Origin of the sequence: Williamsia muralis (genome assembly GCF_002735905.1) — a bacterium.
GTDB classification, from domain to species: domain Bacteria; phylum Actinomycetota; class Actinomycetes; order Mycobacteriales; family Mycobacteriaceae; genus Williamsia; species Williamsia muralis_A.
On record NZ_PEBD01000010.1, the window covers coordinates 1 to 26,322 of the forward strand.

Genomic DNA, 26,322 nt, shown 5'->3' on the forward strand with positions numbered 1-26,322 from the left:
GGTGGACGCCGGCGCGAATACCCCCGGCCGCCCGGCGGAGGTACTCCGGTGGCGCGTCGGGCCTGAACTCGAGCGCACCGGCGTGCACGGACAGCAGGCTCATCCGGTGGGCTAGCACGTCATGCATCTCCCGTGCGAGCCGTTCGCGTTCGGTGGCCCGCGCATTGGCGATCCGCTCGCGCTGCTCGGCCTCGACGGTTCGCGCACGCTCGGCCAGGGAGATCAACAGCTGCCGGCGGTTGCGGACCATGGTTCCCCACCCGACCGCCACCGCAGCCATCAGCGCCCAGAACACGAGCACCGCGAGCAGCGACTCCTGCCCTTCCGGGTACAGCCAGCGGTTTGTCATAGCTGCTACAAAGCTGGCCAGGGCCACCGAGGCCGCGTAACGCATCGGCTTGTGGACGGCGAGCGAGAAGACCGCCAGCAAAGCCACCCCGCCGATGGCAGAGGTGAATCCGGAGGCGACCGTCGTGAGAACTGCCAGAGCCAGCGGCCATCGGCGCCGCCACACCATGGCCACGCAACCCGCCACCCCGACCGCAAGGTCGGCGACGATCATGCCGGAGATGTCGTCCAGGCGTGGGCTGATGGCGACCACACCGATCGCGGCGGCCAGCAGGATCATCAGTACGTCGATCGCGATGTCGCGTTTGCTCCGGCGGCCGATCAAGGGGTGGGGATCGGTTTCCAGTTCGGCGCGTACCGCCCCGGGCATCCAGGCGCCCCGAGCCGTCAGATCATCCCATCCATCCGTCACAGCAGCCCACCGGTTCGCATGGCCCGATCATGCGCGTCGAGGTGGCACCGCGGCATCAGGCAAAAGGCGGAACTTCCGCGGGCGATGAGTTTTGCTTGCAGACGATGTCTGTTGTGGTGTCCGCTCGATGCACAAAACAACTTTGGATCGGAGTCATCATCATGTCCCGCATGCTGTTCCTCAACACAACCGCCACCGACATCCCCGCGACACGCAAGTTCTTCGGAGAGCTCGGATTCGAGTTCAACGAGACCTTCAGCGACGAGAACACCCTGTGCCTGGTGATCAACGAACTCACCGTCGCCATGCTGATGACGCCCGCCCGCTTCCAGGAATTCATCACCGGAGGCATCGCCGACACCAGCAAAGAGCGTGAGGTGCTGATCGCCATCTCCGCCGAATCCCGTGAGGCCGTGGACACACTCGTCGACAAGGCACTGGAGATCGGTGGCTCCAAGTGGATGGACGCGCAGGATCACGGGTTCATGTACGGCCGGAGCTTTCTCGACCTCGACGGCCACGTGTGGGAGGTCACCTGGATGGATCAGTCCGCCATTTCGGGTTAGGACGACATTTCGGGCTAGCTCGGCATCTCTGGCTGAACCGGTTCTTTCACCGACTCCGACGGGCCGGGAGGCACGGCAGGCAGTCCGAACCGGGCGAAGTCGGCCTCCATGGTGTCGGAGAAGAAAGCCACCACATGACCGACGCCGTCGGCGGTGATGTCCAGGACCTGCAATTGGAAGGGCCTGTGCACACCGTCGGCGTCGAGCATGTACAGCCCGAACGCGGGCTGTCCGTTGGCCACCGCCGGCAGCAGCACCATGTCGCCCGCTGCGGTGGCCGGGCAGTTGGAACCGATGAGCGTACCGATGACCTCCGGTCCCTGATACCAACCGGTGAACGGCGGCATCTCCCAGATGGCCTTGTCGGTGAACAACGCGACGATGGCGTCGATGTCGTAGGCCTCGAAGGCCTCGACCCACTTCTGCAAGAGTTCTCGCTGGGCGGCGTCTCCGGGTTCGACCACGGAATCACGCTCCGGTGCAACCTCTTTGAGCTGGGCTCGGGCGCGCTGGAGGAGACTGTTCACCGTTGCGGTGGTCAACCCCAGCGTCTCGGCGACCTCGGCAGCGCGCCACTGGAGTACATCACGGAGGATCAAGATTGCGCGCTGGCGCTCGGGGAGGTGCTGGAGCGCGGCGATGAACGCCAAACGGATGGATTCACGGGACCCCACGACGGTGGCGGGGTCCGCGGTCTCGGACAACGTCTCGTCCGACCCGGCAAACGGCTCGAGCCACGGCACCTCGTGGTCCTCGAGGAGAGCGCCCTGGGGATCCGACGACTCGCCGCCGAGCCCCGAGGGCAGCGGCCGACGCTGCTTGGACCCGAGAGCGGTGAGGCAGGTGTTGGTGGCGATCTTGTAGAGCCATGTACGCACCGAAGCGCGACCGTCGAACCGGTCGTAACCACGCCAGGCGCGGATGAATGTCTCCTGGAGAAGGTCCTCGGCGTCGTGATGTGAACCCATCATCCGATAGCAATGTGCAAGCAGTTCACTTCGGTACGGTTCGGTGACTTCCAGGAAGTCAGAATCTACCGCGGCCTCGATAGTCATGGGGAAAAGGTTACGGGAGCGGTCTGACAACAACCAGGGTTCTTCGGCCATCGACTGCGCCAGGTTGGGAGGTTTTCGGGTGTCCGGTCGAGCGATGGCCGCCGCTCGTGTAGAGGTTGGGGAATGATTCGAGTCGGCACCTCGGGGTGGGTGTATCCGCCCTGGCGAAAAACTTTCTATCCGGAGGGCCTGGCCCAACGCCGCGAACTCGAGTACATCTCCCGGGTTCTGAACTCGGTCGAACTCAACGGTTCCTTCTATTCTCTGCAACGGCCGACCAGCTACCTGAAGTGGGCAGAGCAGACGCCCGACGACTTCCTGTTCTCGGTGAAGGGCCCGCGCTTTGTCACCCATATGAAGCGGCTCGTCGACGTGGACCAGCCGCTGGCCACTTTCTTCGCGTCGGGCGTGCTGGCACTCGGACCCAAACTGGGGCCGATCCTGTGGCAACTGCCGCCCAATCTGCCGTTCGATGCAGACGCACTCACGGCGTTCGCGCATCTGCTGCCGCGAACCACCACGGAAGCAGCCGAACTCTCTACGGGACACAGTGACCGGATCGCCGACCGGGCCTGGACCACAACCGACGCGGAGCGGCCGATCCGTCACGCCCTCGAGGTCCGGCATCCGAGCTTCATGACACCCGAGTTGCCCGACCTGTTGCGCGAGCTCGACATGGCGCTGGTGCTCGCCGACTCGGCGGGCAAGTTCCCCGTGATCGACGAGGTGACCTCCGACTTCGTCTACGCCCGTCTGCACGGCGACACCGAGCTCTACACCAGCGGTTACACCGAGGAGGCGCTCGATTCGTGGGCCGAGCGGTTCCGGGCGCGCGCAGTCGACCGTGATGTGTTCGTCTACTTCGACAACGACGCAAAGGTCAGGGCGCCGTACGACGCGAAAGGGCTGCTCGACCGCTTACTGTGACCTGGCTCGGGTAGCGTTGTCGCTGCGCTCAACAAGCGACGGCGCGCCAGGCAACGACTGGGGTGCATGATGATCGAGCGTTTGGACAAGCTGCAGAGGCGGCACCCCGTCTTGGGTTTCGGCATCGCGGTGATCTACAAGTACGCGGACGATCAGGGCGGATATCTCGCCGTTCTCATGACGTACTACGCGTTCCTCGCGCTGTTCCCCTTGTTGCTGCTTTTGACCACCGGCGTCGGCATCGTGCTCGACGACAATCCCGAGTGGCAGGCGAAGGTACTCGATTCGGCGCTCGGCCAGTTCCCGGTGATCGGCCCGCAGCTCGGCGAACCGCAGGAACTCAGCGGTGGCACAGCGGGAATCGTGATCGGCATCCTCGGCGCCCTGTACGGCGCCTCGGGTGTCGGCCAGGCGGCCCAGAACGCGATGAACACCGTGTGGCAGGTGCCGCGTAACAACCGGCCCAACCCGATCTTCTCCCGGTTCCGCAGCCTGCTCCTGCTGACAGTGCTGGCGATGACCTTGGTGGGTACTGCTGTGTTGTCGACGTTCGCCGGATTACCCGGATTCCTCGGACCTTTGGAGGGGGTGACCATCGGTCTTCTGGCCGTGGTCATCAACTCGGCGGTGTTCACCATTGCCTACCGCCTGAGTACCAGCAACGATGTGAGCTATCGCGATGTGTTGCCGGGCGCGGTCGCGATGGCGATCGTCTGGCAGCTGTTGCAGACATTCGGAACGGTGTACGTCACCCAGGTGGTGAAGAACGCGAGCACCACCAACAGTGTGTTCGCCGTGGTGCTGGGCCTTCTCGCGTTCTTCTATCTCACCTCCATCGCCGTGGTGTTCACTGCGGAGATCAACGTGGTGCGAGTGCATCACCTCTACCCGAGGGCGTTGCTGACCCCGTTCACCGACGCCGTGGACCTCACCCACGGTGACCGGAAGACATACACCCGTCAAGCAAAGGCTCAGCGAGCCAAGGGTTTCGAACACGTCGATGTCACGTTCCGCAAGAACGACGACACCTGAGACCTGTTCGGCGCTTCTGGCGTCAGATGACCCCGTGCAGCGGCGGTGGTGTGTCGTGCAGCATCGAGCGACCGATGTGCTGATACTTCCACCGCACCGGGTCGTGCAAGGTGTGCGTACGCGCGTTGCGCCAGAAGTGATCCAGGCCGAGATCTGCTGCGGCGCTTCGCGTCCCTGACACCTCGAAGAGTGCACTCGACACCTCGTTGGAGGCCCGGTCGGCAACGATCTTCGCCGTCGCCACCGCAATCGAAGCCGCGGCAGCTCGCTCTGCTGTCGCGTCGGCCTCAGCAACGAACGTGGCGTCCACCGCCTCGCCGGCGCTCTTCAGGGTTGCCTCGGCAGAGATCACCTCCACGGCCAACTCGCCGACGCGTTGAATCACCAACGGGTCGTCGATGGCGCGATCGACACCTGCCTCGAACCATGGGCGGCTGCGGTTCCGGACGAAATCTGTTGCAGCAGAGAGAGATCCGCGAGCGATGCCGGCGTCGATGGCCACGTGCAGCAGCTGGGCAAACGCGCCGTACCCGGCTGGGGCGCCCACCGCGCGAGCCCGGGCGACCAACTGGTCGCGGCGCAGGGACACTCCTTCGAACGTGATGGTGCCGCTGCCCGTGGTGCGTTGGCCGAGTCCGTTCCAGTCATCGACGATGCGGACACCGGCGGCGTCGGCGGGGATGAATGCCACGTACTCGCCTTCCTCGAGCCCCGTCTTGTGGTCGGGATCGTCGAGCCGTGCCAGCACCGCGAGCGTATGGGCGTACAGCGATCCCGTGCAGTAGTACTTCGAGCCGTCGAGACGGAGTACGCCGCGGTCCGCTCTGACCGTGGTGGTGATGTCGGCGACGGTCTTGCCGCCCCGCTCGGACTGCGCGTTCGCGATCCGGCTTCCGCCCAGCACCGCCTCGAAGAGATCGCGCTGTTGTGGTGGATCAGCCGCCAGCCGAAGCAGGTTCAAATACACGAAGTGGCTGTGCGGGATCTGCGCGATGTTGGGATCGGCTGTCGCAAGGATGCGGACCACCTCGGCCACGATGCTCGGCGACAGATCTGCACCACCGAAACGGCTCGGCACCGTGATCGCCAGCAGTCCGCTGGCCGACAGCTGATCGATCTCGCGATAGGGCAGTTTGCGGTCGCGATCGCGTGCCACCGCGCCGGTGGCGAAATGTGCTGCCAGGTCGTGGGCCACCGACAGTGCCTGCTCGGCAGTGTCGATGCGAGAAGCGATCGCGGTGCTCACGATGCGCCGACGCCGGCTTCCGCGTCGGCCGCTTCGAGTTCACGAACCAGCGGCAGCACCTTCGCACCGAAGTATTCGATCTCTTCCTGGAAGTGCAGGAAGCCGCCGAGGACCAGGTCGACGCCGAGTCGCTTGTAGGCGACGATCCGCTCGGCGACCTGTTCCGGCGTGCCGATCAGCTTGGTCTTGAACCCATCGTTGTACTGCACGAGGTCCTCGAAGCTCGACTCGGCCCACATACCCTTGCCGTCCGAGGTGGACGCGCCGGCCTGCTGCACCGAATCCCGGAAACCCTCCACTGCAGGACGATTGGCCTTCTCGATGATCTCCCGGAGGGTGTCCCGGGCCTCGGCCTCGGTGTCGCGGGCGATGATGAACCCGTTCAGCCCGAACTTCACCTCGCGGTCGTGCGCCCTGGCGACCGCACGCAGGTCGTCGACCTGTTCGGTGACACCGTCGAAGTCCTTACCGTTCGAGAAGTACCAGTCGGCGAAGCGTCCGCCATTGCTGCGGGCCGCAGTGGAGTTACCTCCCTGGAACAGTTCGGGATTGGGGCGCTCGGGCGTGTTCAGTGGCTTGGGTTTGAGGGTGAAGTCGCGGATCCGGTAGAAGTCGCCACCGTAGTCGACATTGTCCTCGGTCCAGATCTTGCGGATGACCTCGAGGAACTCGGCACTTCTCCGGTAACGCTCGTCGTGCTCGAGCCAGGGCTCACCCAGTGCCTTGAACTCTCCGGCGAACCATCCCGACACGACGTTGATGGCGAACCGGCCGCCCGACAGGTGGTCGGCGGTGGCCCCGAACTTGGCCAGCACCGCCGGATGCCACAGGCCGGGATGGATGGCGGCGATGACCTTGAGCCTTTCGGTGGCCCCCAACAGGGCAAGGCTGAAAGCTGTTGATTCGTGCTGGAACTCGGCACCGTAGGACGCCATGTACCGCACCTGCGACAGTGCGTACTCGAAGCCGTTGTTCTCGGCGGTCTGTGCAAGCTTCTTGTTGTACTCGAAGTCCCAGCTCGTTCGCTGTTCGATGTCACTGGTCACCAGGCCGCCACTGACGTTGGGGACCCAGTAGGCGAACTTGATCTGATCGGCGATGCTTTCGGTGCTCACGGTGCTCCAATGGTTCTGCGAGAGGGGACAATCGGGTTGGGTGAAGGCGGGTTGGGTGAAAGGCGCAATCCGTCAGGACGCGCCGGCCGGCGACAACGACGGCAGGAAGGCTCCCCGGACAGGCTCGGACACCCGGTCATCGGCACTGAGCAGGCCGCGCCGGATGAGCCTCGGGCGCACGCCCTCTCCGAAGTGGTAGGCCTCTTCCACGTGGGGGTAGCCGGACAAGATGAAGTGATCGAGCCCCAGAGCCGCGTACTCCGCGATGCGGTCGGCCACCTCATCGTGCGAGCCGACCAGCGCCGTGCCGGCTCCGCCTCGGACGAGCCCGACGCCTGTCCAGAGGTTCGGGTAGATCTCCAGCGAACGGGCATCGGTACCGCTGCTGAACGCGGCGCCTCCGCCGTGCAGTTCGAGCATTCGCCGTTGCCCTTCTGATTCCGAGCGGGCGAGGTTCTGCTGGGCTCCGGCGACCACCTGAGGGTCGAGTGCACCGAGGAGCCGGTCGGCTTCGGCCCAGGCCTGTTCTGCGGTGTCCCGCGAGATCACGTGCAACCGGATGCCGTAGGAGAGTTCACGACCCTCGTCTGCGGCGAGCCCGCGGATCCAGTTGAGCTTCTCGGCGACGGCGTCGGGTTTCTCGCCCCACGTCAGGTAGGTGTCGGCGTATTTGGAGGCGACGGTTCCCGCAGCCGGGGACGAACCCCCGAAGAACACCGGGGGAAGCGGGTCGGGCTTGCGGGCCAGATGAGCGCCCTCGACCCGCAGATGCTTGCCCGTGAAGTCCACCGGGCCGTCGGAGGTCCACAACTGCCGGATGATGTCGAGGTACTCGCCGCAGCGCTCGTACCGGGCCTCCTTGGACAGGAAGTCGCCGAAAGCGCGCTGCTCCGACGATTCACCTCCGGTGACCACGTTGAGCAGTAGCCGTCCCTTCGACTGCCACTGATAGGTCGCCGACATCTGTGCCGACAGGGTGGGGCTGGTCAGCCCCGGTCGCAGGGCGACGAGGAATTTGAGGGTGTCCGTTGTCTCCAGCAACATCGCGGTGGACAACCACGCGTCCTCGCACCACAAGCCGGTGGGCGTGAGGACGGCTTCGAATCCGTTGACCTCAGCAGCACCGGCAAGCTGGTTGAGATAACGCAGATCGGCGGGCCGGTCTCCGGACATGTCAGAACCGTGACCACCTGCCATCAGGTTCCGTGAGTCGCCATACGTCGGCAGGAACCAATGGAAATGCAGGGACACGGAGGACGCCTTTCTGTCTGTCTGGCGGTTCGTCTGGATCGATCCGAGATCGACGACGCCAAAAACCCGGAGTTTCGAACACAGTGTGGGCGGCGTCGCCGCGGCGATCCCAGGGTTCGGATCGGTGTGATTCCAAGTCGGCGATCGCCGCTGTGGCGGGGCTATTCTCGCCGGTGAGCGCGGTGTCGACCTGCGCTCAGATCGTCACGTCCGCGACCCTGGTCCGTTGGACAGGTGTCGGCGCCGCTGCTACTTTGACCTTCATGACGAGCAACGGCCACCACATCCCGGAGGTCACCTATGTGACCACCGCGCTGGGATGTCGTCTGCCTTTCGCTCGTGTCCTCTGTTGTCGAATGTCCTGACCCGAACCGCCGCGATCGCGGCATCTCTCTCAGACATCTCCCCGCCCCGGCCATCGTTGGTCCTGGAGGCGACAACTCGATGAGGACCTTCGATGACTGCAACACTTGACCACCGCATAGCAACATCTGTTCGCCCGTCCGCTCGGCCGAATGGCCCGACCGGGTCTCGGATCGCTGCGCCTGTTCGGCCGGCTCATCCCCAGTCGGCGCCCGGCCAGACGAAGGCGCCCACCAAGTTCGGCGGAACCCGCGCCGGTACCCACGTCGCGACACCTCAGCTTCATCTGTCGACCAAACCGGCAGCAGTTGTCCTGCGAGCGGCCCGGCTGCACGGCCCGGTGTTCCGCGACGCGGCATCGGCCGCATCGGGGTTGAGTATCTCGACGGTGAACCGTCAGGTCAGCGCCCTGCTGAAGGCCGGGCTGCTGCGCGAGCGCGCCGACCTGGCACCTGCAGGCGCAATTGGTCGTCCCCGCCTCCCGTTCGAGCTGAACACCGCCGAATACCTGACGGTGGGCATCCACATCGGTCTCAAGGTCACCTCGATCACCACCCACGACCTGTTTCACCGGGTGGTGGGCGCGATTCAGATCCCGACCCCGGCTGCCGACACCCCCGAGCAGACCCTCACGTCGATCGGATTGAGTGCGAAACGTTTCCTCTCCCGCTGGCAGAACAAGCGCGTGCTCTGGGCCGGGGTGGCGCTGGCCGGCCGGGTCGACAACGGCGGACGTGTGAGCCATTCCCGTTTGACCTGGCAGTCTGCACCCGTCGGTGAAGTACTGGCGTCGGTGATCGGTCTGCCCATCTCGGTGGCGTCGCACGTCGAGGCGATGGCTGCCGCGGAACTTCTGCTCAACCCGCAAGCGGAATTGCTGGTCGATCCAGGTCAAGAAGGCGGCAGCTTCGTCTACTTCTACGCCCGGGAAACAGTTGGTATCGCCTTCACCGTCGGTGGAAGCGTGTACACCCCCACCGCCGGGCCGCCGGAGATCGGACATTTCCCCGCGGGCCGCACCGAACTGCTCGACCCCCACCGCACCGGTCGCCTGGAACCGACCGTGAGCGACACCGGTGTGGTCGACGCCGCGGTCGCTGCGGGGTTGACCATCGAGACCGTGGATGACGTGCACCAGCTCGCTGCCGCAGGCAACGACGTGGCCCGCGCCATCCTGACCGAGCGGGCCGAAGTACTCGGCCGTGCGGTCGGACTCATCTCTGACATCTTCAACCCCGACCACGTTGTCCTGGGCGGGCAGGCGTTCACGGATGCGCCGTCGACACTCCCTGTGGTGGCCAGAGCTGTTCGCGAAACCTCCGTGTCCGAACGGCGCGACGTGCGCGTGTCACGGTCGGGTGCCACCGTGCAGCAGCAGGCCGCCGGCGCGGTTTCGCTCGATGCGATCTACAGCGACCCGATCGAGGCCTTGGCCCGAACGGTGTAGTTGGCTCGCTGGCGCTCGCGGGCGGGTGGCCCCAGGTCGCGTGCTCTTCCTTCGTCGACTCAGTCGCTGCGCTCCCTCGCTCCTCTGTCCAGAGCACGCGGGGCCACCCGCGACAATCGCTCGCTTTGCTCGCTCACTCAAGACTCCCGGGGGAGCACTGGCGGCGAGCCGTTATCGCAGGCGGGCTCGCGTGTTCTGGACTGACGATGAACGAGCGTCAGCGATGTGAAGAGGAGGGAAGAACTCGCGACCTCAGGCCGCCAGCACGCGAGCGAAGCGAGCCAAAACACAAGCGCAGACTAATCCGTGGTGCGCTTGCGGTAAGCACGCAGCGCGAACGGCGCGAAGATCAGCGTGAGTGCCACCGACCAGAGCACCGTGGAGAGCTCCGGGTTCTGAAGTGGCCACGGGGCACCGGCCGGCGCCGCCGGTCCGTTGCCCCACAATTCGCGCATCGCCTGGACGAGTGACGAGATCGGGTTCCACTCCGCGATGGTGCGCAACCAGGTGGGCATGGGCTCTGTGGGCACAAAAGCGTTGGACAAGAACGTGATCGGGAACAGCAAGGTGAACATCACGCCGTTGACCGCTTCTGGCGAGCGCATCACCGAACCGATCAGGATGCCGAACCAGATCATGGCGAACCCGAATACCAGCACCAGAGCAAAAGCCAACGCAGCCTTGGCGATGCCTTCGTGAATGCGCCATCCGATGAGCAGTCCCGTGATTGCCATGACCACGATGCCGATCGACGAGTGGATCAGCGCTGCGACCGAACGTCCGACCAGAACCGACGAGCGTGCCATCGGCAACGACCGGAAGCGGTCGATGATGCCCTTCTCCAGATCGTTGGTGAGACCGAGCGCGACGATGAATGCGGAGAAGGCAATGGTTTGGCCCATGATGCCGGGCAACAGCCATTCTTTGTAGTCGAATCCGGAGCCAGGACTGATCGACGCACCGAACACGTACGCGAACAGCAGCACGAACATGATCGGCTGCACCGTGACGTCGGACAGCATCTCTGGCTGGCGCTTGGTGTGTAACAGGTTGCGCCGCACCATGACCAGGGATTCCCGGACCAGATCGGGCCGGCCTGCAGCGGATTTCGGGGTGGAGCGGCCGGTGTCGGCCGGTGAAGTGGTGGTGGTCATGACTTGTTCTCCTCGTTGTCGGCGTCCTCGGCGCGGTGTCCGGTGAGGGAGAGGAAGACGTCGTCCAGGCTCGGGCGGGTGAGTCCGATGTCGTCGACTGCGATCTCACTGCGTTCGAAGATCCCGGCGATCCGGGTCAGGTCGGCGAGTCCATCGGCGCTTGCGGTGAGCTGGCGTGCGGACTCCTCGACGAACACCTCGCCACTGTTCTCGCGCAGCAACCTGGTGGCTTCTTCGAGATCGTCGGCATGCGAGACCGTGATGACCAGACTGGCCTGCCCGGCCTGTTCCTTGAGTTGTAGTGGCGTGCCGGCGGCAATGATCTTGCCCCTGTCGATGACGACGATGTCGTCGGCGAGCTGGTCGGCCTCTTCGAGATACTGCGTGGTGAGCAGCAGTGTGGTTCCGTCGTTCACCAGCGATCGCAGCACGTCCCAGAGTTCCTGGCGGCTGCGCGGGTCGAGGCCGGTGGTGGGCTCGTCCAGGAAGAGCACCGGCGGCGAGGCCAAGAGGCTGACCGCGAGGTCGAGCCGCCGGCGCATACCTCCCGAGTAGGTCTTGACCACGCGGTCCGCAGCGTCGGTCAGCGAAAACTGCTCGAGCAGTTGGTCGCCGGACCGGCGTACGTCCTTACGGGGAAGACCGTAGAGGCTGCCGATCATCCACAGGTTCTCTCGGCCGGTGAGCAATTCGTCGACCGTCGCAGCCTGACCTGTGAGGCCCATGTTGCTGCGGACGAGATCCGGGTTCTCCCGTACGTCATATCCTGCGATGCGAGCAGTGCCCGACGTCGGTTGACTCAGTGTTGTCATCATGCGGACCGTGGTGGTCTTGCCCGCGCCGTTGGGCCCGAGTAGTCCCAGGACGGACCCCGGTGGAACTGAAAAACTAACTCCGTCGACGGCGCGGACACCGTCGAATTCTTTGACCAGGTCGATGGCTTCGATCGCCAGGTCGGTGGCCCCCGTGGCAGTTGTCATGCGGGTAACCGTATCCACCGACTCTGACATCGGGCCAGCGCTTTTATCGCCGAGCTGGGTCACGGAACACTCCTCTGGTGCATGGATGCCGGATCGGACAAATCCGGCTTCTGGTGGTCTTCTGTCTTGATCAGGTGATCTGATGGTTCATGTTCAAGTGCGGTTGAAGTCAAGGGCTTGTCCCCCGGTGGTCGGTTCATCTTGTAGTCGTCTGCGACGGCGACTTTCCGTCGCCCTGTGCGGACTTCGTCGCCGAGGCCCGCACCCGGCAGTCGTTTCAGACGACCTGCTGCAGTTTGATCATTGCCCCGAACGGGTCGCCGATCGTGGCGAGTCGTCCGTACGGGGTGTCCTCGGGCGCGGCCACCACGGTCCCGCCGAGTTCGACGGCCTGGGTAACGGTTGCGTCGATGTCGTCGGTGCCGATGTAGATGGTCCAGTGCGATGGGACCTCGGACGGCAGGTAGCCGGAGGCGTCCATGATCCCGGCATAGCCCTCGCCCGGCGCCCTGTCGGGAAGACTCAGCTGGCTGTAGCGGAACTCGTCCGTGTCCCCGAGGCTGACGACGGGGTTGCCGAGCACCTCACCGTAGAACTCGACGGCTCGTGGATAGCCGGTGGTCTGGAGCTCGAAATACGTTGCTGCACCGGCTTCCATGTGCAGCTCGAAACCGGTGTGCTGCCCTGGTTGCCACAGTCCGAACACCGCGCCGTGCGGGTTTGCGCCTGTCTCAGGGTCACCGCCCGGATCCATCACGATCGCCATGGTGCCCTGCTCTGGTATCTCCATCGGGTCCTGGAACACGCTGCCACCCGAAGCGGCGACGGTTTTGACGGCGGCCGCGATGTCGGAGGTCTGGAAGTACGTGCACCAGAAGTCCGGCATTCCCGGATCAGGTTTCGGACCGAGGCCGGCGATCAGCTTGCCTTTGTGGGTGAACTGCGAATACCCGCCAAAGCGCGCGTCCATCTCGGTGTTGTCCCAGCCGAACAGTCGGCCGTAGAAGTCCGCGGCAGCGCCGGGGTCGGTACTCGACAGGTCGAACCAGACCGCAACGCCGTCGGAGTGGGTGGGAACTGGCATTTTTGGCTCCTCGGAAGTGTTGAAAAGGATCTCGGGAAGGTAGACACCCGGCGCCGCCAGAACTCATCGCGTCCGCGCCGAACCGGTTCTTTATCCGCAGATGCGGCTGTGAATGATTGACAGCGCCGCACGCGCGGCGGATCATCGTCAGGTGGGTGATCTCAAGATTCGACAGGCGGCAGAACTCCTCGGCATCAGCGACGACACGGTGCGCCGGATGATCAGCGGGGGCCAGCTACCCGCCCACGTCGACGGCAGCGGCCGTCAGGTGGTCGACGGCACCGACCTGGCCAAGGTCGCGCGAGACCGCGCACCCGAGGTCGTGTCGACCGATGCACCGGTGGCGCGCTCGGCCCGCAACCGATTCGTGGGCCTGGTCACCGACGTTCGATCCGACCCGGTGATGAGCCAGGTGACGTTGCAATGCGGCCCTTTCGAGGTGACCTCGCTGATGAGCACCGACGCCGTGAACGAACTCGGACTACGGCCCGGGGAGGTCGCGACAGCGGTGGTCAAGGCCACCACGGTCATCGTCGAGACCAGGACCAGGTGATGGGTCGGCGCAGATCCACGACGACGGGCCGACTGGCCGAGTCGCTCAGCGTGGTGTTCGCTGTTGCCCTGGTACTCGCAGGGTGCTCGACGAGCGGCTCAGAAGGCGGGCAAGACGGCGAAGCGGGCCTCACCGTGTTCGCCGCAGCCTCGTTGAAGAACAGCTTCACGGCGTTGGCCGACGAGTTCTCCGAGACGCACGGCGGCGTCGATGTCTCCCTGAACTTCGACGGCTCGCAGGCGCTGGTCACCCAGATCGAACAGGGCGCCGACGCAGACGTCGTGGCCACGGCCGACGAGAAGAGCATGGCAAAACTGGGGGAGAAGGTGGTGGATCCGCAGATCTTTGCCACCAATGTGCTCACCATCGTCACCGCGCCGGGGAATCCGAAGAACATCCGTACCCTGGCCGACGTGACGAAAAACGGTGTCACGACGGTGATCTGCGCGGTGAGTGTGCCCTGCGGCAGCGCTACGACCCTGGTCGAGGAGAACACCGGAATCGACATCAAGCCGGTGAGTGAGGAAACAGCGGTGACCGGGGTGCTCAGCAAGGTCCAGACGGGGCAGGCCGACGCGGGACTGGTGTACGTCACCGACGCCGTCGGCGCGGGTGACTCGGTCGCCACTGTCGCCGATCCAGCCCTTGCCGCGGTGGTCAACGCGTATCCCATCGCGACAGTTGCCGCGTCGCGGAACGCGCCTCTGGCACAGCAATTCGTCGACATGGTCACCGGTACGCAGGGGTTGGCGGTACTCGAGCGAATGGGCTTCGGGCCGGCGAGGTGACGGCCTCGCGTTCGGGGCTCAAGGCCGTGCCGCCATGGTTGTACCTGCCGGCCGCCCTCGGCATCGCACTGGTGATCCTGCCGCCCATCGCATTGGCGGTGAACACCCCCTGGGACGACTTCTGGGACAACATCACCTCTGAGTCGTCCGTGGACGCACTGGCGTTGAGCGTGCAGACGGCCGCGATCAGCACCGTTCTTTGCATCCTGCTGGGCGTTCCGATGTCCATCGTGTTCGCGCGGCGCGGTGGCAGCACCGTGCGCGTGGTGCGTTCGGTGGTGCTGCTGCCTCTGGTCCTGCCGCCGGTGGTCGGGGGAATCGGTCTCCTCTACGCCTTCGGGAAGTTCGGCCTGGTGGGCGAACATCTTTCGGCCATCGGAATCGACATCGCATTCACCACCTCGGCAGTGGTGCTGGCCCAGACCTTCGTGGCACTTCCCTTTCTCGTCATCAGTCTGGAGGGAGCGCTGCGCACCGTCGGGGCGCGATACGAACAGGTGGCGGCCACGCTCGGGGCGTCGCCCACCCGCACCCTGTGGAAAGTGACCATGCCACTTGTGTTTCCGGCGCTACTGTCCGGGATGGTGCTGGCGTTCGCCCGTGCGCTCGGCGAGTTCGGCGCGACGATCACGTTCGCGGGTAACCTCCAGGGTGTCACCCAGACTGCTCCGTTGGCGATCTACGTGGAGTCGATCAGTGAACCGGAGCAGGCCCTTCCGCTCTCCGTGGTCCTCGTCGTGGTCGCGTTGCTCGTCGTGGTGGCCGTGCACGTGCGCGATTCGCGGCGGACGGCTGTGCTGTGACCGGCGATCTGGTCGCGTCGCTGCGCAATGAGCTGCCGGCCATCGACGTCGAACTGACTGTTCCGCAGGGGCATACCGTCGCCGTCATGGGCCCCAACGGTGCCGGCAAGAGCACACTGATGAATCTGCTGGCCGGATTGTCGAGGCCGGGTGCCGGACGAATAACCCTGGGATCGCGAGAATTGTTCGGCAACAACACTTTCATGCCTCCACACCGACGAGACGTGTCGATGCTGACGCAGCAGGGACTGTTGTTCCCACACCTCACCGTGAGGCAGAACGTGGCGTTCGGACCGTCGGCGAGGCGCCTGCCAAGAGCTCAGATCAGGGCTCGCACCGACAAGTGGCTCGATGCCGTCGGCGCCACCGAACTCGCGGATCGCAAGCCGGCGCAACTGTCCGGAGGTCAGTCGCAGAGGGTGTCGCTGGCGCGCGCGCTTGCCACCGAGCCGTCGGTGTTGCTGCTCGACGAGCCGTTCAGTGCACTCGATGTGGATGTGGTCCACCGCATCCGGTCGATGCTCCGACAGATTCTCGCGGACCGCGCGCGGATCACGGTGCTGGTGACCCACGATGTCGCTGACGCCGTGACGCTCGCCGACTCGGCGATCATCTTGGCCGAGGGCAGGGTCGTGGCGCGTGGCCCCGTCCGTGACTTGCTGGCCAGCCCGATCAACCAGTTCTCGGCGCAACTCGCCGGACTCAACCTGGTGAGCGGAGTCTGGAACGGTGACGTCCTGGAAGCCGCCGGCTTTGCGGTCTCCGGATTGCTCGACGCGCCGATTGCACCGGGAAGTGCTGTGATGGCGGCCTTTTCGCCGCGCGCTGTCGCCGTCTATCGCGAGCGGCCCAGCGGCAGCCCGCGTAACGCCGTGAAGGCCGTTGTTGTGCAACTCGTTCCGCAGGGCGATCTCGCGCGGATCGACGCCCGGGTTGCTGACGGGACGGTCCTCACCGCGACCGTCACCTGGTCGGCCGTCACCGAGTTGGGACTCGTTGCCGACGACGAGGTGTTCCTGGTGATCAAGGCGAGTGAAGTGACCGTGTACGAGAGTCGGCACTGAAACGCTCACTCTTTCGCGTTGGTAATGAATTGGTTTCCGGCAGCTTGAGTGTTCGGTGGTCGCTTGCCGATGGCCTAGATGCGCCCACACCGATTCTCGGGCATCAGAATATCCCGACACTCATCGGTGATGCATCGAAAGGTGTTACGTTCACTCGACCGGAGAGAACGATGAGACTGCAGTAGCCGGGTGGGTGGCATGGCGTTCGTCGGCGGGGAGGGTACCTGCGTGTCGGCGACTGCCTGTCTGCGCACCCGACAGTGAGCGGAAGGCCAGGCAGATGGCGTTGAACGTGTTGAGCAAGCGTGTAACCAGTAGGTGTGCAATCACATTCGCCGTGGTCACCCTCACTGCGGGAACCATGGCGGCGTGCACGTCGACCGATTCCGGTGACGACTCGAACCACCTGCAGGAACTCAAGGACAAGGGTGTTGTCACCGTGGGGTTCGCGGGTGAGGCGCCCTACTCGTTCGAGCAGGACGGCAATCTGACCGGTGCCACCGTGGCACTGCACCGAGAGATCTTCGGCAACCTCGGAATCGAGACCGTCGAGGGCGTGAACGCCGATTTCGGTTCTCTCATACCCGGATTGCAGGCCAATCGGTTTGATGTCGTGAGCGCCGGCATGTCGATCTTGCCGCAACGCTGCGAGCAGGCCGCGTTCGGCGATCCCGAGTTCAACTACACCACCGCATTGATGGTCACGCAGGGCAATCCCAAGGCGCTCAAAGACATGCAGTCGGTGAAAGACAGCGGCGCCCGATTGGCCACAATGACCGGTGCGGTCGAGTCGGATTACGCCGAGTCCCTGGGGATCGAGAGCACGCAGGTGGCCACGCCGCAGGACGGAATGGATGCCGTCACGTCGGGTCGGGCGGACGTCTTTGCGCTGACCGCCATCTCGCTCAACTGGATGAAGACCAACAACCCGGGCGCGCCGGTCGACGTCACCGAGTCCTTCGTGGCGAACATCGACGGAAAGCCGCAGGTGGGCGCCGGAGCCACGGTGTTCCGCACCGATGACAAAGAGTTGCTCGAGGCGTACAACGCCGAACTGGCGAAGATCACGTCGGATCCGCAGAAGTATCTGGATCTGGTCGGCGAGTTCGGCTTCACAGAAGAAGAATTGCCCGATCCCAACCTGACCACTGCCCAACTGTGTGAGGGCGTTTGACCCCCACCGGAGCGGTATCCCTCCGTGGGTGAGAACTTCGACACCTTCCTGGATGCATGGCCTCGCATCCAGGAAGGCATCCTCACGACGATCTACCTGACGGTCGGCGGCGCTGCGCTTGCCTTTGTGCTGGCCCTCCTCCTCGGTCTTGCCGCGGGGAACAAGTACGTGCTGGTCAGGGGTGTATCCCGCGCCATTGTGGAGTTCTTTCGAGGCACCTCCCTGCTGGTCCAGTTGTTCTGGCTCTTCTACGTGTTGCCACTGCTCGGGTTCCAGCTCGAAGCGATGTTCTGTGGGATTCTCGCCTTGGGCCTGAACTATGGCGCGTACGGCGCCGAAGTGGTCCGTGGATCCATTGCGGCGGTACCTGCCACCCAGTGGGAAGGCGCTGTGGCGCTCAACTTCTCACCGTGGCAGCGGCTGCACCGCATCATCTTCCCGCAGGCCTGGGTCCAGATGTTGCCGCCGCTGAACAACCTGCTGATCCAGTTGCTGAAGGGTAGCGCGCTGGCCAGTTTCGTTCTGCTGCAGGATCTCACGTATCAGATCGAGCAGCTTCGACGAGGGACCGGAGACACGGTGTTCGCGTTCGGGATCGGTCTGGTTCTGTATTTCTGCATCGCCTACGTGCTGACGCTGGTGATGAACTTGCTGGAGGTCCGCGCGAAGTCGCGTCTCGGGGCGGGCCCGTCGATGCGCGAGGTTCTGCGGCTGCGCCCTGAGCGGCCCGGCGAGAGCATCGGGGTGGGCCGATGAATGCGCAATGGAGCTGGGAGCGGGCGTTCGACTCGCTGCCGGTGCTGCTCGAAGGGTTCCGGATCACGTTGCTGGCCACCGTGCTGGGCTTCATGATCGCGGCGGTGTTGGGATTGGTCATTGCGGTGGTGCGGCACAGTGCTCCCAAAGCGGTGACGGTTCCGTTGCGCATGGTCACCGAGTTCATCCGGCTCACGCCACTCGTGGTGCAACTGCTGTTCGCCTATTACCTGCTGCCGCAGTTCTCGGCGTTGCAGATCGGCATCGTTGTACTCGGTATCCACTACTCCACCTACATGGCCGAGGTCTATCGCGCGGGGATCGACGCGGTACCACCGGGCCAGTGGGAGGCAGCGCACGCACTGTCGCTGCCGACGGTGCGCAAGTGGCGGGCTGTGGTGTTGCCACAGGCGATCCGCAAGACCACACCCGCACTGGGGAACTACGCGATCTCGATGTTCAAGGACACCCCGTTCCTCTTCGCCATCACGGTGGTCGAGATGGTCACCGCGGCGCAGCAATACGGCGCCAAGACCTTTCAGTACCTCGAACCGATCACCATGGCCGGGGTCATCTTCCTCATCGCCAGTTACCCCACATCCGTCCTGATCAGAAGACTGGAGAAGCACCTTGCCTACTGAGGGCACGTCGGGCTCGGCGCGCGACAACAACACACCGATGATCCTGTTCGACAAGGTCGTCAAGAAATACGGCGACCATGTGGTGCTCGACCATCTCGACTTCCGGGTCACCCGAGGCGAACGGGTGGCCCTGATCGGCCCCAGTGGCTCCGGCAAGACGACCATCCTCAGGTTGCTGATGACCCTGGAGACGCTGGACGGCGGAGTGATCTGGGTCGACGGCGCACCGCTGACCCACCAATACAAGGGGGACAAGCTGGTTCGTGCGTCCGAGAAGCACCTGCGTGTGGTGCGCGCCAAGATCGGCATGGTGTTCCAGCATTTCAACCTGTTCCCCAACATGACTGTGCTGCAGAACATCACCGAGGCCCCGATCCATGTGCTGGGCCTGAGCAAATCGGAAGCGACCAGCAGGGCGCGCGAACTGCTCGAGACCGTAGGACTGTCGGACAAGGAGGACGCCCACCCGACAAAGCTCTCCGGCGGTCAGCAGCAGCGTGTGGCGATCGCGCGCGCACTGGCCATGGATCCCGACGTCTTGCTGCTCGACGAGGTGACCTCGGCGCTCGATCCCGAACTGGTGGCCGATGTGCTCGGGGTGCTTCGCACGATCGCCGAGACGACGGAGATCACGATGTTGATCGTGACCCATGAGATGGGTTTCGCCCGCGATGTGGCCGACCGCGTCCTGGTGTTCGACGCGGGCAAGATCGTGGAAGAGGGCGACCCTGTCGACATCTTCACCAATCCCCAGCAGGAACGGACCAAGACGTTCCTCAAGGCAGTCCTGTCCAAGTGAAGGCGGCGACGTCGCGAACCGTCGAACGATCAGGACTCGGTGATGTTTGCCGGTTTCCGGTTCGGTTCCAGGCTGCGCGCACGTAACCGCTTGTAGCCCCGCACGTTGAGCGGGCCGACGGACTTGAAGAAGAACCGCTCGTCCTCGACGGCGTTCGCGAACGTCGTGTCGGTGAGTACGGTGCCCGGGCGCGCCGAGCTGGTGAGGCGTGCGGCGATGTTCACCGGCTCGCCGAAGACGTCGCCGAGTCGTGTCAACACGGTTCCGAGGGCAACACCCACCCGTAGCGGCGGCAGGGCGTGTTCGGCCGAGAGGTGTTGTAAGGCAACGGCGATCTCGGCGCCCGCCACCGGATCCTCGGTGGAGAACATCACCGCATCGCCGAGCGTCTTGACCACGTGACCACCGCGCGAGTTGATGACCTCGAACGCGTTCGTCTCGAACGTCTCGAGGAGATCGTCGAGTTCTTCCATCCCGATCTTGCGTGAGAGGCTGGTGTAGCCGACGATGTCGACGAAACCGATTGCCATGGTGCGATTTTCGCCCTCACTCATCGAGAGCGCATTCTGCAGTGCGGCAGACAGGTGGCGGCGCCAGATCAGGATCTGCACCCGCTGGACTGCCTGGAGCATCTGGGCGAGGTCCGGACTGTCGGCGGCCCGCATCCGTTCGGCGATGTGGTGTGCCTGCCATTCGGCCAGCCGGGACATCGTCTGGCCGAGAGCACGTGCCATCCCGATCTCGAAGGCCTCGGGCTGTGCCTCGTCGAGGCCGTGGACGAGTTGTAAGGCCTGGACGTCGTCGGCGGTGAAGAGGGGTTCGTCGGTCTTGTCCATGGCGAACCCGAAAGCGGTCCACACCCGGTCGGCGAACTCGGTCGGGATGTTGAGTGCGGCGGTGACGTCTTCACGGGTGAACAGTCGCTTACCGCCGAGCAGCAGCGATTCGATCGCTTCGGCGGAGACATCCGACTCGTCGGTCATGACACCGGCGTCCGAGAGGGATCGGTTGCCGGAACCAAGGGCAGGCCCAGTACGCCTTTCATCAGGTACGCGAGCAACGCAGGCATCTCGGGTCGAGTCCAGTTGCGACGCAGGCGCATGGCGTCATTGGCGATGGTCAGTGCTGCGTGCACGGTCAGTGCGGCCTCCGGGCCTGGAAGGTCGGTCTCGATCTGCTCGACCAGGTTCACCCATCGTGCCACGTACCGGCGTTGGTAGAGGATGAGTTCGCCATTGTCGAAACCTTCGAGGACGCTCCGGCTGTTGAACGAGACCGACAGGTCCGGAGTGGACGTGAGGACCTGGATGTAGGAATCGACGAGCAGGGAGAGAAGGGCTGCGGGGTTCTCGGCCACCGAGTACACGGCGATCGCGCTGGCCTCGAGGCGGTTGGCGCTGCGCTGGCTGATCGCGATCAGAATCGCTTGTTTGCTCGAAAAGTGCTTGTAGACACTGGGTCCGGTGATACCCACGGCCTCGCCGATCTCATCGACACCCACTGTGGCGAACCCGCGCCGCTGGAACAGTTCGGCAGCCGCGTCGAGGATCTCGTCGCGTCGGCCGGCGGGCTCGGCGAGACCCGCAGGCAGCGGTGCGATCGCGGTCGCGTGATCGGGGGTCATCTCCACCACCCGGCCGACAAGCGTCACCAGGCGTGCGATGGCGCGTGAGTTCGAGATGCGGGTGCGGTGCACGGACACACTGCCGTTGACGCTGAGGATGGTCCACGCCAGTTGGTCGACATCACGTGGGGACAGGTCGGTGCGGTGACCGAAGACCGCCCCCGACCACCGGTGCAGCACCGTGCGTGTGCGCCGGGCGACCTCGTCGTTCTGTTCTGGGGTCAGGTGGGCGGTGGACCAACGCCAGAGCGCTGCCGAGTTCGGATTGGTTACCCCGAGCGCACACAGCTTCTCGATGGCCTTGCCGATCGGGATCTGGCCGTCCGCCGCGGGGGAGAGTGCGGCGTCGGTGCATTGCTCGATGTCCTCGACGCCCGACATCACCGCGGCGAACAGGATCGCCTGTTTGTCGGCGAAATGACGGTAGATGGAGGGGCCCGTGACACCCGCGGCCTTGGCGATGTCCGCCACCGAGACGTGGTCGTACCCGCGCGCCAGGAACAGTTCGGCCGCGCGGTCGACCAGCTGGCGCTTGCGATCGGCGGGCCGACTCTGGCGCTGGGGGCGCGAGACGGGCGTGACGTCGGGGTTGGTGGACATTGTGAATCCACCCTAGCTCATGAAGGCGCTATTGAATGCTGCTCTGTACTCGGGGTATGGTCAAATAAGTTACAGCGCGTTAGCCTCATGTAGCTGGAGGAATATCAGCGAGGCGAGCGCCCGCGAACATCGCAGTTCATTTGAAAGGAAACCTCAGCGTGACTGATGCATACATCTACGAGGCCATTCGTACGCCTCGTGGCAAGCAGCGTAAGGGCTCGCTGCACAGCGTGAAGCCCGTCGACCTCATCGTCGGCCTCATCAACGAACTCAAGGTCCGCTTCCCGGACATGGATCCCGCCGACATCGACGACGTGGTCCTCGGTGTGGTTTCCCCCGTCGGCGAGCAGGGTGCGGTCATCCCGCGTACCGCCGCCCTCGTGGCAGGACTGCCGGACACCGTGCCGGGCACCCAGATCAACCGCTTCTGCGCCTCCGGCCTCGAAGCCACCAACCTCGCGGCCCAGAAGGTCGCATCGGGCTGGGACAACCTCGTCATCGCCGGCGGCGTCGAGTCCATGTCGCGCGTGCCCATGGGCAGCGACGGTGGCGCGATGTTCACCGACCCCGCCACGGCATACGACCTCTACATCGCCCCGCAGGGCATCGGCGCAGACCTGATCGCCACCATCGAAGGCTTCTCCCGTGAAGACGTCGACGCGTACGCCGCCGAGTCGCAGGCGCGCGCCGAGGCCGCATGGTCGGGCGGATACTTCGCCAAGTCGGTTGTGCCGGTCAAGGACATCAACGGCGTCACGCTGCTCGACCACGACGAGCACCGTCGTCCCGGCAGCACCGTCGAGAGCCTGGGCAAGCTGAAGTCGGCCTTCGAGGGCCTGGCCGCGATGACCGGCTTCGATGACGTGGCGCTGCAGAAGTACGTCAACGTGGAGAAAATCAATCACGTTCACACCGGCGGCAACTCGTCCGGCATCGTCGACGGTTCAGCTCTGGTGCTGGTCGGCAGCGAAGAGGCAGGCAAGCGCGCCGGCCTCACCCCGCGCGCCCGCGTCGTGGCCACCGCGCAGACCGGCAGCGACCCCACGATCATGCTCACCGGACCCACCCCGGCCACCGAGCTGGTACTCAAGAAGGCCGGACTCACCGTCGAGGACATCGACGTGTTCGAGCTGAACGAGGCGTTCGCCTCGGTTGTCATGAAGTGGCTCAAGGATCTGAAGATCCCGCACGAGAAGACCAACGTCAACGGCGGTGCCATCGCGATGGGCCACCCGCTCGGCGCAACCGGCGCAATGCTGGTGGGCACCGTGCTCGACGAGCTCGAGCGCACCGGCGGCCGCTACGGCCTGATCACCCTGTGCATCGGTGGCGGCATGGGTGTTGCCACCATCATCGAGCGTGTCTGACCTTCCGGACTTCTTCCCCCTTCGCCAGAAAGAGCTTTGAATACCTATGACTGACAACATGATCGGCTGGGAGCAGGACGGCGACGGCGTCGTTGTGCTCACCATGGACGACCCGAACCAGGGCGCCAACACGATGAACGACCTCTACACCTCGTCGATGGCCGCGACCGTCGACCGCCTCGAGGCCGAAAAAGACAGCATCACCGGTGTTGTGCTGACCTCGGCGAAGAAGACCTTCTTCGCCGGCGGCGACCTCAAGGACATGACGTCCGACCGTAAAGGTGCGGACAAGGCTGAGCTGGCCACCCAGATCACCAACCACACCAACGGGATGAAGGCGGTGCTGCGCCGGCTCGAGACCCTCGGCAAGCCCGTGGTCGCGGCCATCAACGGTGCCGCACTCGGTGGCGGCCTCGAGATCGCGCTGCACACCCATTACCGCATCGCCGCCGACGTCAAGGGCATCAAGATCGGTCTGCCCGAGGTCACCCTGGGTCTGCTGCCCGGCGGCGGTGGCGTGGTCCGTACGGTACGTCTCCTCGGCCTCCAGAACGCGTTGATGAACGTGCTGCTGCAGGGTCCGAGTTTCAACGCCACCAAGGCGAAGGAAACCGGTCTCGTGGATGAGGTCGTCGGTTCGGTCGACGAACTGATCCCCGCTGCGAAGGCGTGGATCTCGGCGAATCCCGAAGCGGCACAGCCGTGGGACACAAAGGGCTACAAGATGCCGGGCGGCTCACCGACCAGCCCGTCGCTGGCCCAGATGCTCCCGGCCATGCCCGCCCTCCTGCGCAAGCAGCTCAAGGGTGCCCCGATGCCGGCGCCGCGTGCCATCATGGCTGCCGCGATCGAGGGCGCCTACGTCGACGTCGACACCGCGGACATCGTGGAGACGCGCTACTTCGTGTCGCTGGTGACCGGCCAGGTCGCACAGAACATGATCAAGGCGTTCTTCTTCGACCTGCAGGCCATCAACGGTGGCGCATCCCGTCCCGAGGGCTTCGAGAAGTACACCGCCAAGAAGGTCGGTGTCATCGGCGCCGGCATGATGGGTGCTGCCATCGCGTATGTCTCGGCCAAGGCCGGCATCGAGGTCGTCCTCAAGGACATCAACATCGAGGCCGCCGAAAAGGGCAAGAACTACTCGGTCAAGCTGGAGGAAAAGGCGCTCTCACGTGGGAAGACCACCCAGGAGAAGTCCGACGCGCTGCTCGCCCGCATCACCCCGACCACCGATGCGGCCGACTTCAAGGGTGTCGACCTGGTGATCGAGGCTGCCTTCGAGTCGGTCGAGGTCAAGCACCAGGTGTTCCAGGAGATCGAGGACATCGTCGAGCCCGACGCGATCCTCGGATCCAACACCTCCACGTTGCCCATCACCAGTCTCGCCGAAGGCGTGAAGCGGTCCGAGGACTTCATCGGAATCCACTTCTTCTCGCCGGTCGACAAGATGCCGCTGGTGGAGATCATCAAGGGTGCCAAGACCTCTGACGCCGTGCTGGCCAAGGTCATCGACTACACCCTGCAGATCCGCAAGACCCCGATCGTGGTGAACGACAGCCGTGGGTTCTTCACCTCGCGTGTCATCGGCACGTTCGTCAACGAGGCCATCGCGGCCGTCGGCGAAGGTGTGGAGCCCACGTTCATCGAGCAGGCGGGCGCACAGGCCGGTTACCCGGCCCCGCCGCTGCAGCTCATGGACGAGCTCACGCTCACCTTGCCGCAGAAGATCCGCAAGGAAACCGAGAAGGCACTCGCGAACGAGGGCAAGCCGGTTCCCCAGCACGGTTCGAATGCGGTGGTGGACAAGATGGTCGACGACCTCGGTCGTCCCGGGCGCTCCGGCGGCAAGGGCTTCTACGAGTACGACGAGAACGGCAAGCGCGTCCGCATCTGGCCGGGTCTGCGTGAGGCGTTCAACTCGGGCACCAAGGAGATCCCCTTCGAGGACATGAAGGAGCGGATGCTCTTCGCCGAGGCCCTAGAGACCGTCAAGTGCTTCGACGAGGGTGTGCTGGAGACCGTGGCCGACGCGAACATCGGCTCGATCTTCGGTATCGGATTCCCCGCCTGGACCGGCGGCGTGATCCAGTACATCAACCAGTACGAGGGTGGCCTGCAGGGCTTCGTCGACCGCTCACGCGATCTGGCATCGAAGTACGGCAAGCATTTCGAGCCGCCGCAGTCGCTCGTCGACAAGGCAGCCAAGGGCGAGAAGTACTGACGCTCCGAGTGATCGAGGGCTGACCGACAGGTCAGCGGCTCAGCTCGTCACGGCCCGGTTCCCGCAAGGGGGCCGGGCCGTTGTCGTACCCGCCGGTGGGTGGGCGGACGGGGGCCAACTCGGGTCGTTTGGGCGACAATCCGTCGCCAAGTGACCTACCTCGCGTGCGCCGGATGATCCAGGGAATGAAAAACGTTCGGGCCCAGAGTGCTTCGCGAGCAATGACCTGGGCTGCGGTCAGCTGAGGGCGTGGCGGCAGCGGTGCGCCCCAATCAGGTTCGCTACCAGCGAGATTCAATGCATGCGCTGCGCCGGCCGCAAACCGGTCATGACCGAAGGGTGATGCGTGCAACCGATCGGGTGACCAGGACCGCGGGTCGAGAAGCACTGGGGCGCTGACGAGGTCGACAAGAACGAAGTCGTAGCCGTCGGCGAACTCGCGCATCATCTGATTGACCGCCAGGAGTCGTGACTCGATCCGCCGCGCGATGGGAACGGTCCTGGCCATATTGGGATAGGTGGAGATCAGCACGGTCGCCGAGGTCCGGGCGAGTTCACGATAGATGAAGTCGAGATCGCGGCGGACCTCTGCGAGTCCGGTGCTGGCAAGCACGTCGTTCATGCCGAGAGGTGCGGCGATCAGGTCCGGTTCCATCGCGAGCGCGGGGTAGAGCTGCTGATCCCGGATCTGGCGCGTTCGGCGTCCGCGCACAGCGAGATTGGCGTAGCGGAAATCGGGATTGTCCCGGGACAGGCGTTCGGCGAGCCGGTCGGCCCATCCGCGGTATCCGGTGACATCGTCACCGTCGCACATTCCTTCGGTCTGGCTGTCGCCGATGGCCACAAAACGTGAATAACTCACCGTGACATTTTATGTGGCGACCCAGCTCTTTCCAGTGCGCCGCTCCGCGCGCACCGCGTCAAGCTGCACGGTTATAGCTCAGAGTCG

At 64.6% G+C, this 26,322-nt stretch carries 25 protein-coding genes; 14 read left to right on the forward strand and 11 right to left on the reverse strand.

The window, feature by feature from the left end; translation table 11 throughout:
* Positions 1–760 (reverse strand): histidine kinase (locus tag CSW57_RS13925; protein ID WP_148666407.1); only part of this gene is annotated, 760 nt, incomplete at its 3' end.
* A gap of 161 nt (positions 761–921) precedes the next feature.
* Here CSW57_RS13925 and CSW57_RS13930 point away from each other — a divergent pair.
* Positions 922–1,326: a VOC family protein gene (locus CSW57_RS13930; protein WP_099384453.1), complete on the forward strand. Its 405-nt coding sequence runs from the start codon at positions 922–924 to the stop codon at positions 1,324–1,326.
* A gap of 14 nt (positions 1,327–1,340) precedes the next feature.
* On the opposite strand, the gene CSW57_RS13935 is transcribed toward CSW57_RS13930, so the two are convergent.
* Entirely contained in the window at positions 1,341–2,381 is a 1,041-nt protein-coding gene (locus CSW57_RS13935) for a sigma-70 family RNA polymerase sigma factor (RefSeq protein WP_099384454.1), read from the reverse strand.
* Between the two features lie 123 nt (positions 2,382–2,504).
* Between CSW57_RS13935 and CSW57_RS13940 the strand changes: the two genes are divergently transcribed.
* Both CSW57_RS13940 and CSW57_RS13945 read left to right on the forward strand, forming a co-directional pair.
* Positions 2,505–3,308: a DUF72 domain-containing protein gene (locus CSW57_RS13940; protein ID WP_099383402.1), complete on the forward strand. Its 804-nt coding sequence runs from the start codon at positions 2,505–2,507 to the stop codon at positions 3,306–3,308.
* 69 nt (positions 3,309–3,377) lie between these two features.
* Entirely contained in the window at positions 3,378–4,340 is a 963-nt protein-coding gene (locus CSW57_RS13945) for a YihY/virulence factor BrkB family protein (RefSeq protein ID WP_099384455.1), read from the forward strand.
* A gap of 22 nt (positions 4,341–4,362) precedes the next feature.
* On the opposite strand, the gene CSW57_RS13950 is transcribed toward CSW57_RS13945, so the two are convergent.
* From CSW57_RS13950 to CSW57_RS13960, 3 genes are all read right to left on the reverse strand, one after another.
* The gene (locus CSW57_RS13950; RefSeq protein WP_099383403.1) at positions 4,363–5,586 is read right to left on the reverse strand and encodes an SfnB family sulfur acquisition oxidoreductase; all 1,224 of its coding nucleotides are present in this window, start codon (positions 5,584–5,586) and stop codon (positions 4,363–4,365) included.
* The gene (gene sfnG, locus CSW57_RS13955) at positions 5,583–6,701 is read right to left on the reverse strand and encodes a dimethylsulfone monooxygenase SfnG (protein WP_099383404.1); all 1,119 of its coding nucleotides are present in this window, start codon (positions 6,699–6,701) and stop codon (positions 5,583–5,585) included. The genes CSW57_RS13950 and sfnG overlap by 4 nt, the downstream gene beginning before the upstream one ends.
* A gap of 72 nt (positions 6,702–6,773) precedes the next feature.
* Positions 6,774–7,952: an LLM class flavin-dependent oxidoreductase gene (locus tag CSW57_RS13960; protein WP_062796753.1), complete on the reverse strand. Its 1,179-nt coding sequence runs from the start codon at positions 7,950–7,952 to the stop codon at positions 6,774–6,776.
* Between the two features lie 457 nt (positions 7,953–8,409).
* Between CSW57_RS13960 and CSW57_RS13970 the strand changes: the two genes are divergently transcribed.
* Positions 8,410–9,762: an ROK family protein gene (locus CSW57_RS13970; RefSeq protein ID WP_099383406.1), complete on the forward strand. Its 1,353-nt coding sequence runs from the start codon at positions 8,410–8,412 to the stop codon at positions 9,760–9,762.
* A gap of 299 nt (positions 9,763–10,061) precedes the next feature.
* Here the strand turns inward: CSW57_RS13970 and CSW57_RS13975 are convergent, their stop codons facing one another.
* The 3 genes from CSW57_RS13975 to CSW57_RS13985 form a co-directional block, all read right to left on the reverse strand.
* Complete coding sequence (locus CSW57_RS13975; RefSeq protein WP_030175186.1) at positions 10,062–10,916, reverse strand: ABC transporter permease; 855 nt, start codon at positions 10,914–10,916, stop codon at positions 10,062–10,064.
* Entirely contained in the window at positions 10,913–11,896 is a 984-nt protein-coding gene (locus CSW57_RS13980) for a daunorubicin resistance protein DrrA family ABC transporter ATP-binding protein (protein ID WP_023962413.1), read from the reverse strand. Before CSW57_RS13980 ends, CSW57_RS13975 begins: the two co-directional genes overlap by 4 nt.
* Positions 11,897–12,173: 277 nt before the next feature.
* The gene (locus tag CSW57_RS13985; RefSeq protein ID WP_099383407.1) at positions 12,174–12,980 is read right to left on the reverse strand and encodes a VOC family protein; all 807 of its coding nucleotides are present in this window, start codon (positions 12,978–12,980) and stop codon (positions 12,174–12,176) included.
* Between the two features lie 112 nt (positions 12,981–13,092).
* Here CSW57_RS13985 and CSW57_RS13990 point away from each other — a divergent pair, with 112 nt between their 5' ends.
* The 8 genes from CSW57_RS13990 to ehuA all read left to right on the forward strand — a co-directional run bounded on the left by CSW57_RS13990 (position 13,093) and on the right by ehuA (position 19,558).
* On the forward strand, positions 13,093–13,533 hold the full coding sequence (locus tag CSW57_RS13990; RefSeq protein WP_189339266.1) for a TOBE domain-containing protein: 441 nt from the start codon (positions 13,093–13,095) through the stop codon (positions 13,531–13,533).
* Positions 13,533–14,321, forward strand: a complete 789-nt coding sequence (modA, locus tag CSW57_RS13995; RefSeq protein ID WP_099383408.1) for a molybdate ABC transporter substrate-binding protein — start codon at positions 13,533–13,535, stop codon at positions 14,319–14,321. The genes CSW57_RS13990 and modA overlap by 1 nt, the downstream gene beginning before the upstream one ends.
* Entirely contained in the window at positions 14,318–15,124 is an 807-nt protein-coding gene (locus CSW57_RS14000; RefSeq protein ID WP_099383409.1) for an ABC transporter permease, read from the forward strand. Before modA ends, CSW57_RS14000 begins: the two co-directional genes overlap by 4 nt.
* Positions 15,121–16,188, forward strand: a complete 1,068-nt coding sequence (locus CSW57_RS14005) for a sulfate/molybdate ABC transporter ATP-binding protein (RefSeq protein ID WP_099383410.1) — start codon at positions 15,121–15,123, stop codon at positions 16,186–16,188. Before CSW57_RS14000 ends, CSW57_RS14005 begins: the two co-directional genes overlap by 4 nt.
* Positions 16,189–16,549: 361 nt before the next feature.
* Positions 16,550–17,362: an ectoine/hydroxyectoine ABC transporter substrate-binding protein EhuB gene (gene ehuB, locus CSW57_RS14010; RefSeq protein WP_370624005.1), complete on the forward strand. Its 813-nt coding sequence runs from the start codon at positions 16,550–16,552 to the stop codon at positions 17,360–17,362.
* A gap of 24 nt (positions 17,363–17,386) precedes the next feature.
* On the forward strand, positions 17,387–18,118 hold the full coding sequence (ehuC, locus tag CSW57_RS14015; protein ID WP_099383412.1) for an ectoine/hydroxyectoine ABC transporter permease subunit EhuC: 732 nt from the start codon (positions 17,387–17,389) through the stop codon (positions 18,116–18,118).
* Positions 18,115–18,759 carry an ectoine/hydroxyectoine ABC transporter permease subunit EhuD gene (gene ehuD / locus CSW57_RS14020; protein WP_099383413.1) on the forward strand — a complete coding sequence of 215 codons (645 nt, stop codon included), beginning with the start codon at positions 18,115–18,117 and terminating at the stop codon, positions 18,757–18,759. The genes ehuC and ehuD overlap by 4 nt, the downstream gene beginning before the upstream one ends.
* Positions 18,760–18,796: 37 nt before the next feature.
* Positions 18,797–19,558 carry an ectoine/hydroxyectoine ABC transporter ATP-binding protein EhuA gene (gene ehuA / locus CSW57_RS14025; protein ID WP_099383414.1) on the forward strand — a complete coding sequence of 254 codons (762 nt, stop codon included), beginning with the start codon at positions 18,797–18,799 and terminating at the stop codon, positions 19,556–19,558.
* A 29-nt stretch (positions 19,559–19,587) separates the two neighbouring features.
* Here ehuA and CSW57_RS14030 read toward each other — a convergent pair whose 3' ends face one another.
* Both CSW57_RS14030 and CSW57_RS14035 read right to left on the reverse strand, forming a co-directional pair.
* Positions 19,588–20,541 (reverse strand): adenylate/guanylate cyclase domain-containing protein, encoded by a 954-nt coding sequence (locus tag CSW57_RS14030; protein WP_099383415.1) that lies wholly within the window; start codon positions 20,539–20,541, stop codon positions 19,588–19,590.
* Positions 20,538–21,782: a TetR/AcrR family transcriptional regulator gene (locus tag CSW57_RS14035; RefSeq protein WP_099383416.1), complete on the reverse strand. Its 1,245-nt coding sequence runs from the start codon at positions 21,780–21,782 to the stop codon at positions 20,538–20,540. The genes CSW57_RS14030 and CSW57_RS14035 overlap by 4 nt, the downstream gene beginning before the upstream one ends.
* A gap of 158 nt (positions 21,783–21,940) precedes the next feature.
* Here CSW57_RS14035 and CSW57_RS14040 point away from each other — a divergent pair, with 158 nt between their 5' ends.
* Together CSW57_RS14040 and CSW57_RS14045 are read left to right on the forward strand one after the other, a co-directional pair.
* Entirely contained in the window at positions 21,941–23,149 is a 1,209-nt protein-coding gene (locus CSW57_RS14040) for an acetyl-CoA C-acetyltransferase (RefSeq protein WP_099383417.1), read from the forward strand.
* Between the two features lie 46 nt (positions 23,150–23,195).
* Positions 23,196–25,373 (forward strand): 3-hydroxyacyl-CoA dehydrogenase NAD-binding domain-containing protein, encoded by a 2,178-nt coding sequence (locus CSW57_RS14045; protein WP_099383418.1) that lies wholly within the window; start codon positions 23,196–23,198, stop codon positions 25,371–25,373.
* A 31-nt stretch (positions 25,374–25,404) separates the two neighbouring features.
* Here CSW57_RS14045 and CSW57_RS14050 read toward each other — a convergent pair whose 3' ends face one another.
* Positions 25,405–26,235, reverse strand: coding sequence for an SGNH/GDSL hydrolase family protein (locus CSW57_RS14050; protein WP_099383419.1), 831 nt, complete (start codon positions 26,233–26,235; stop codon positions 25,405–25,407).
* Positions 26,236–26,322: the final 87 nt, after the last annotated feature.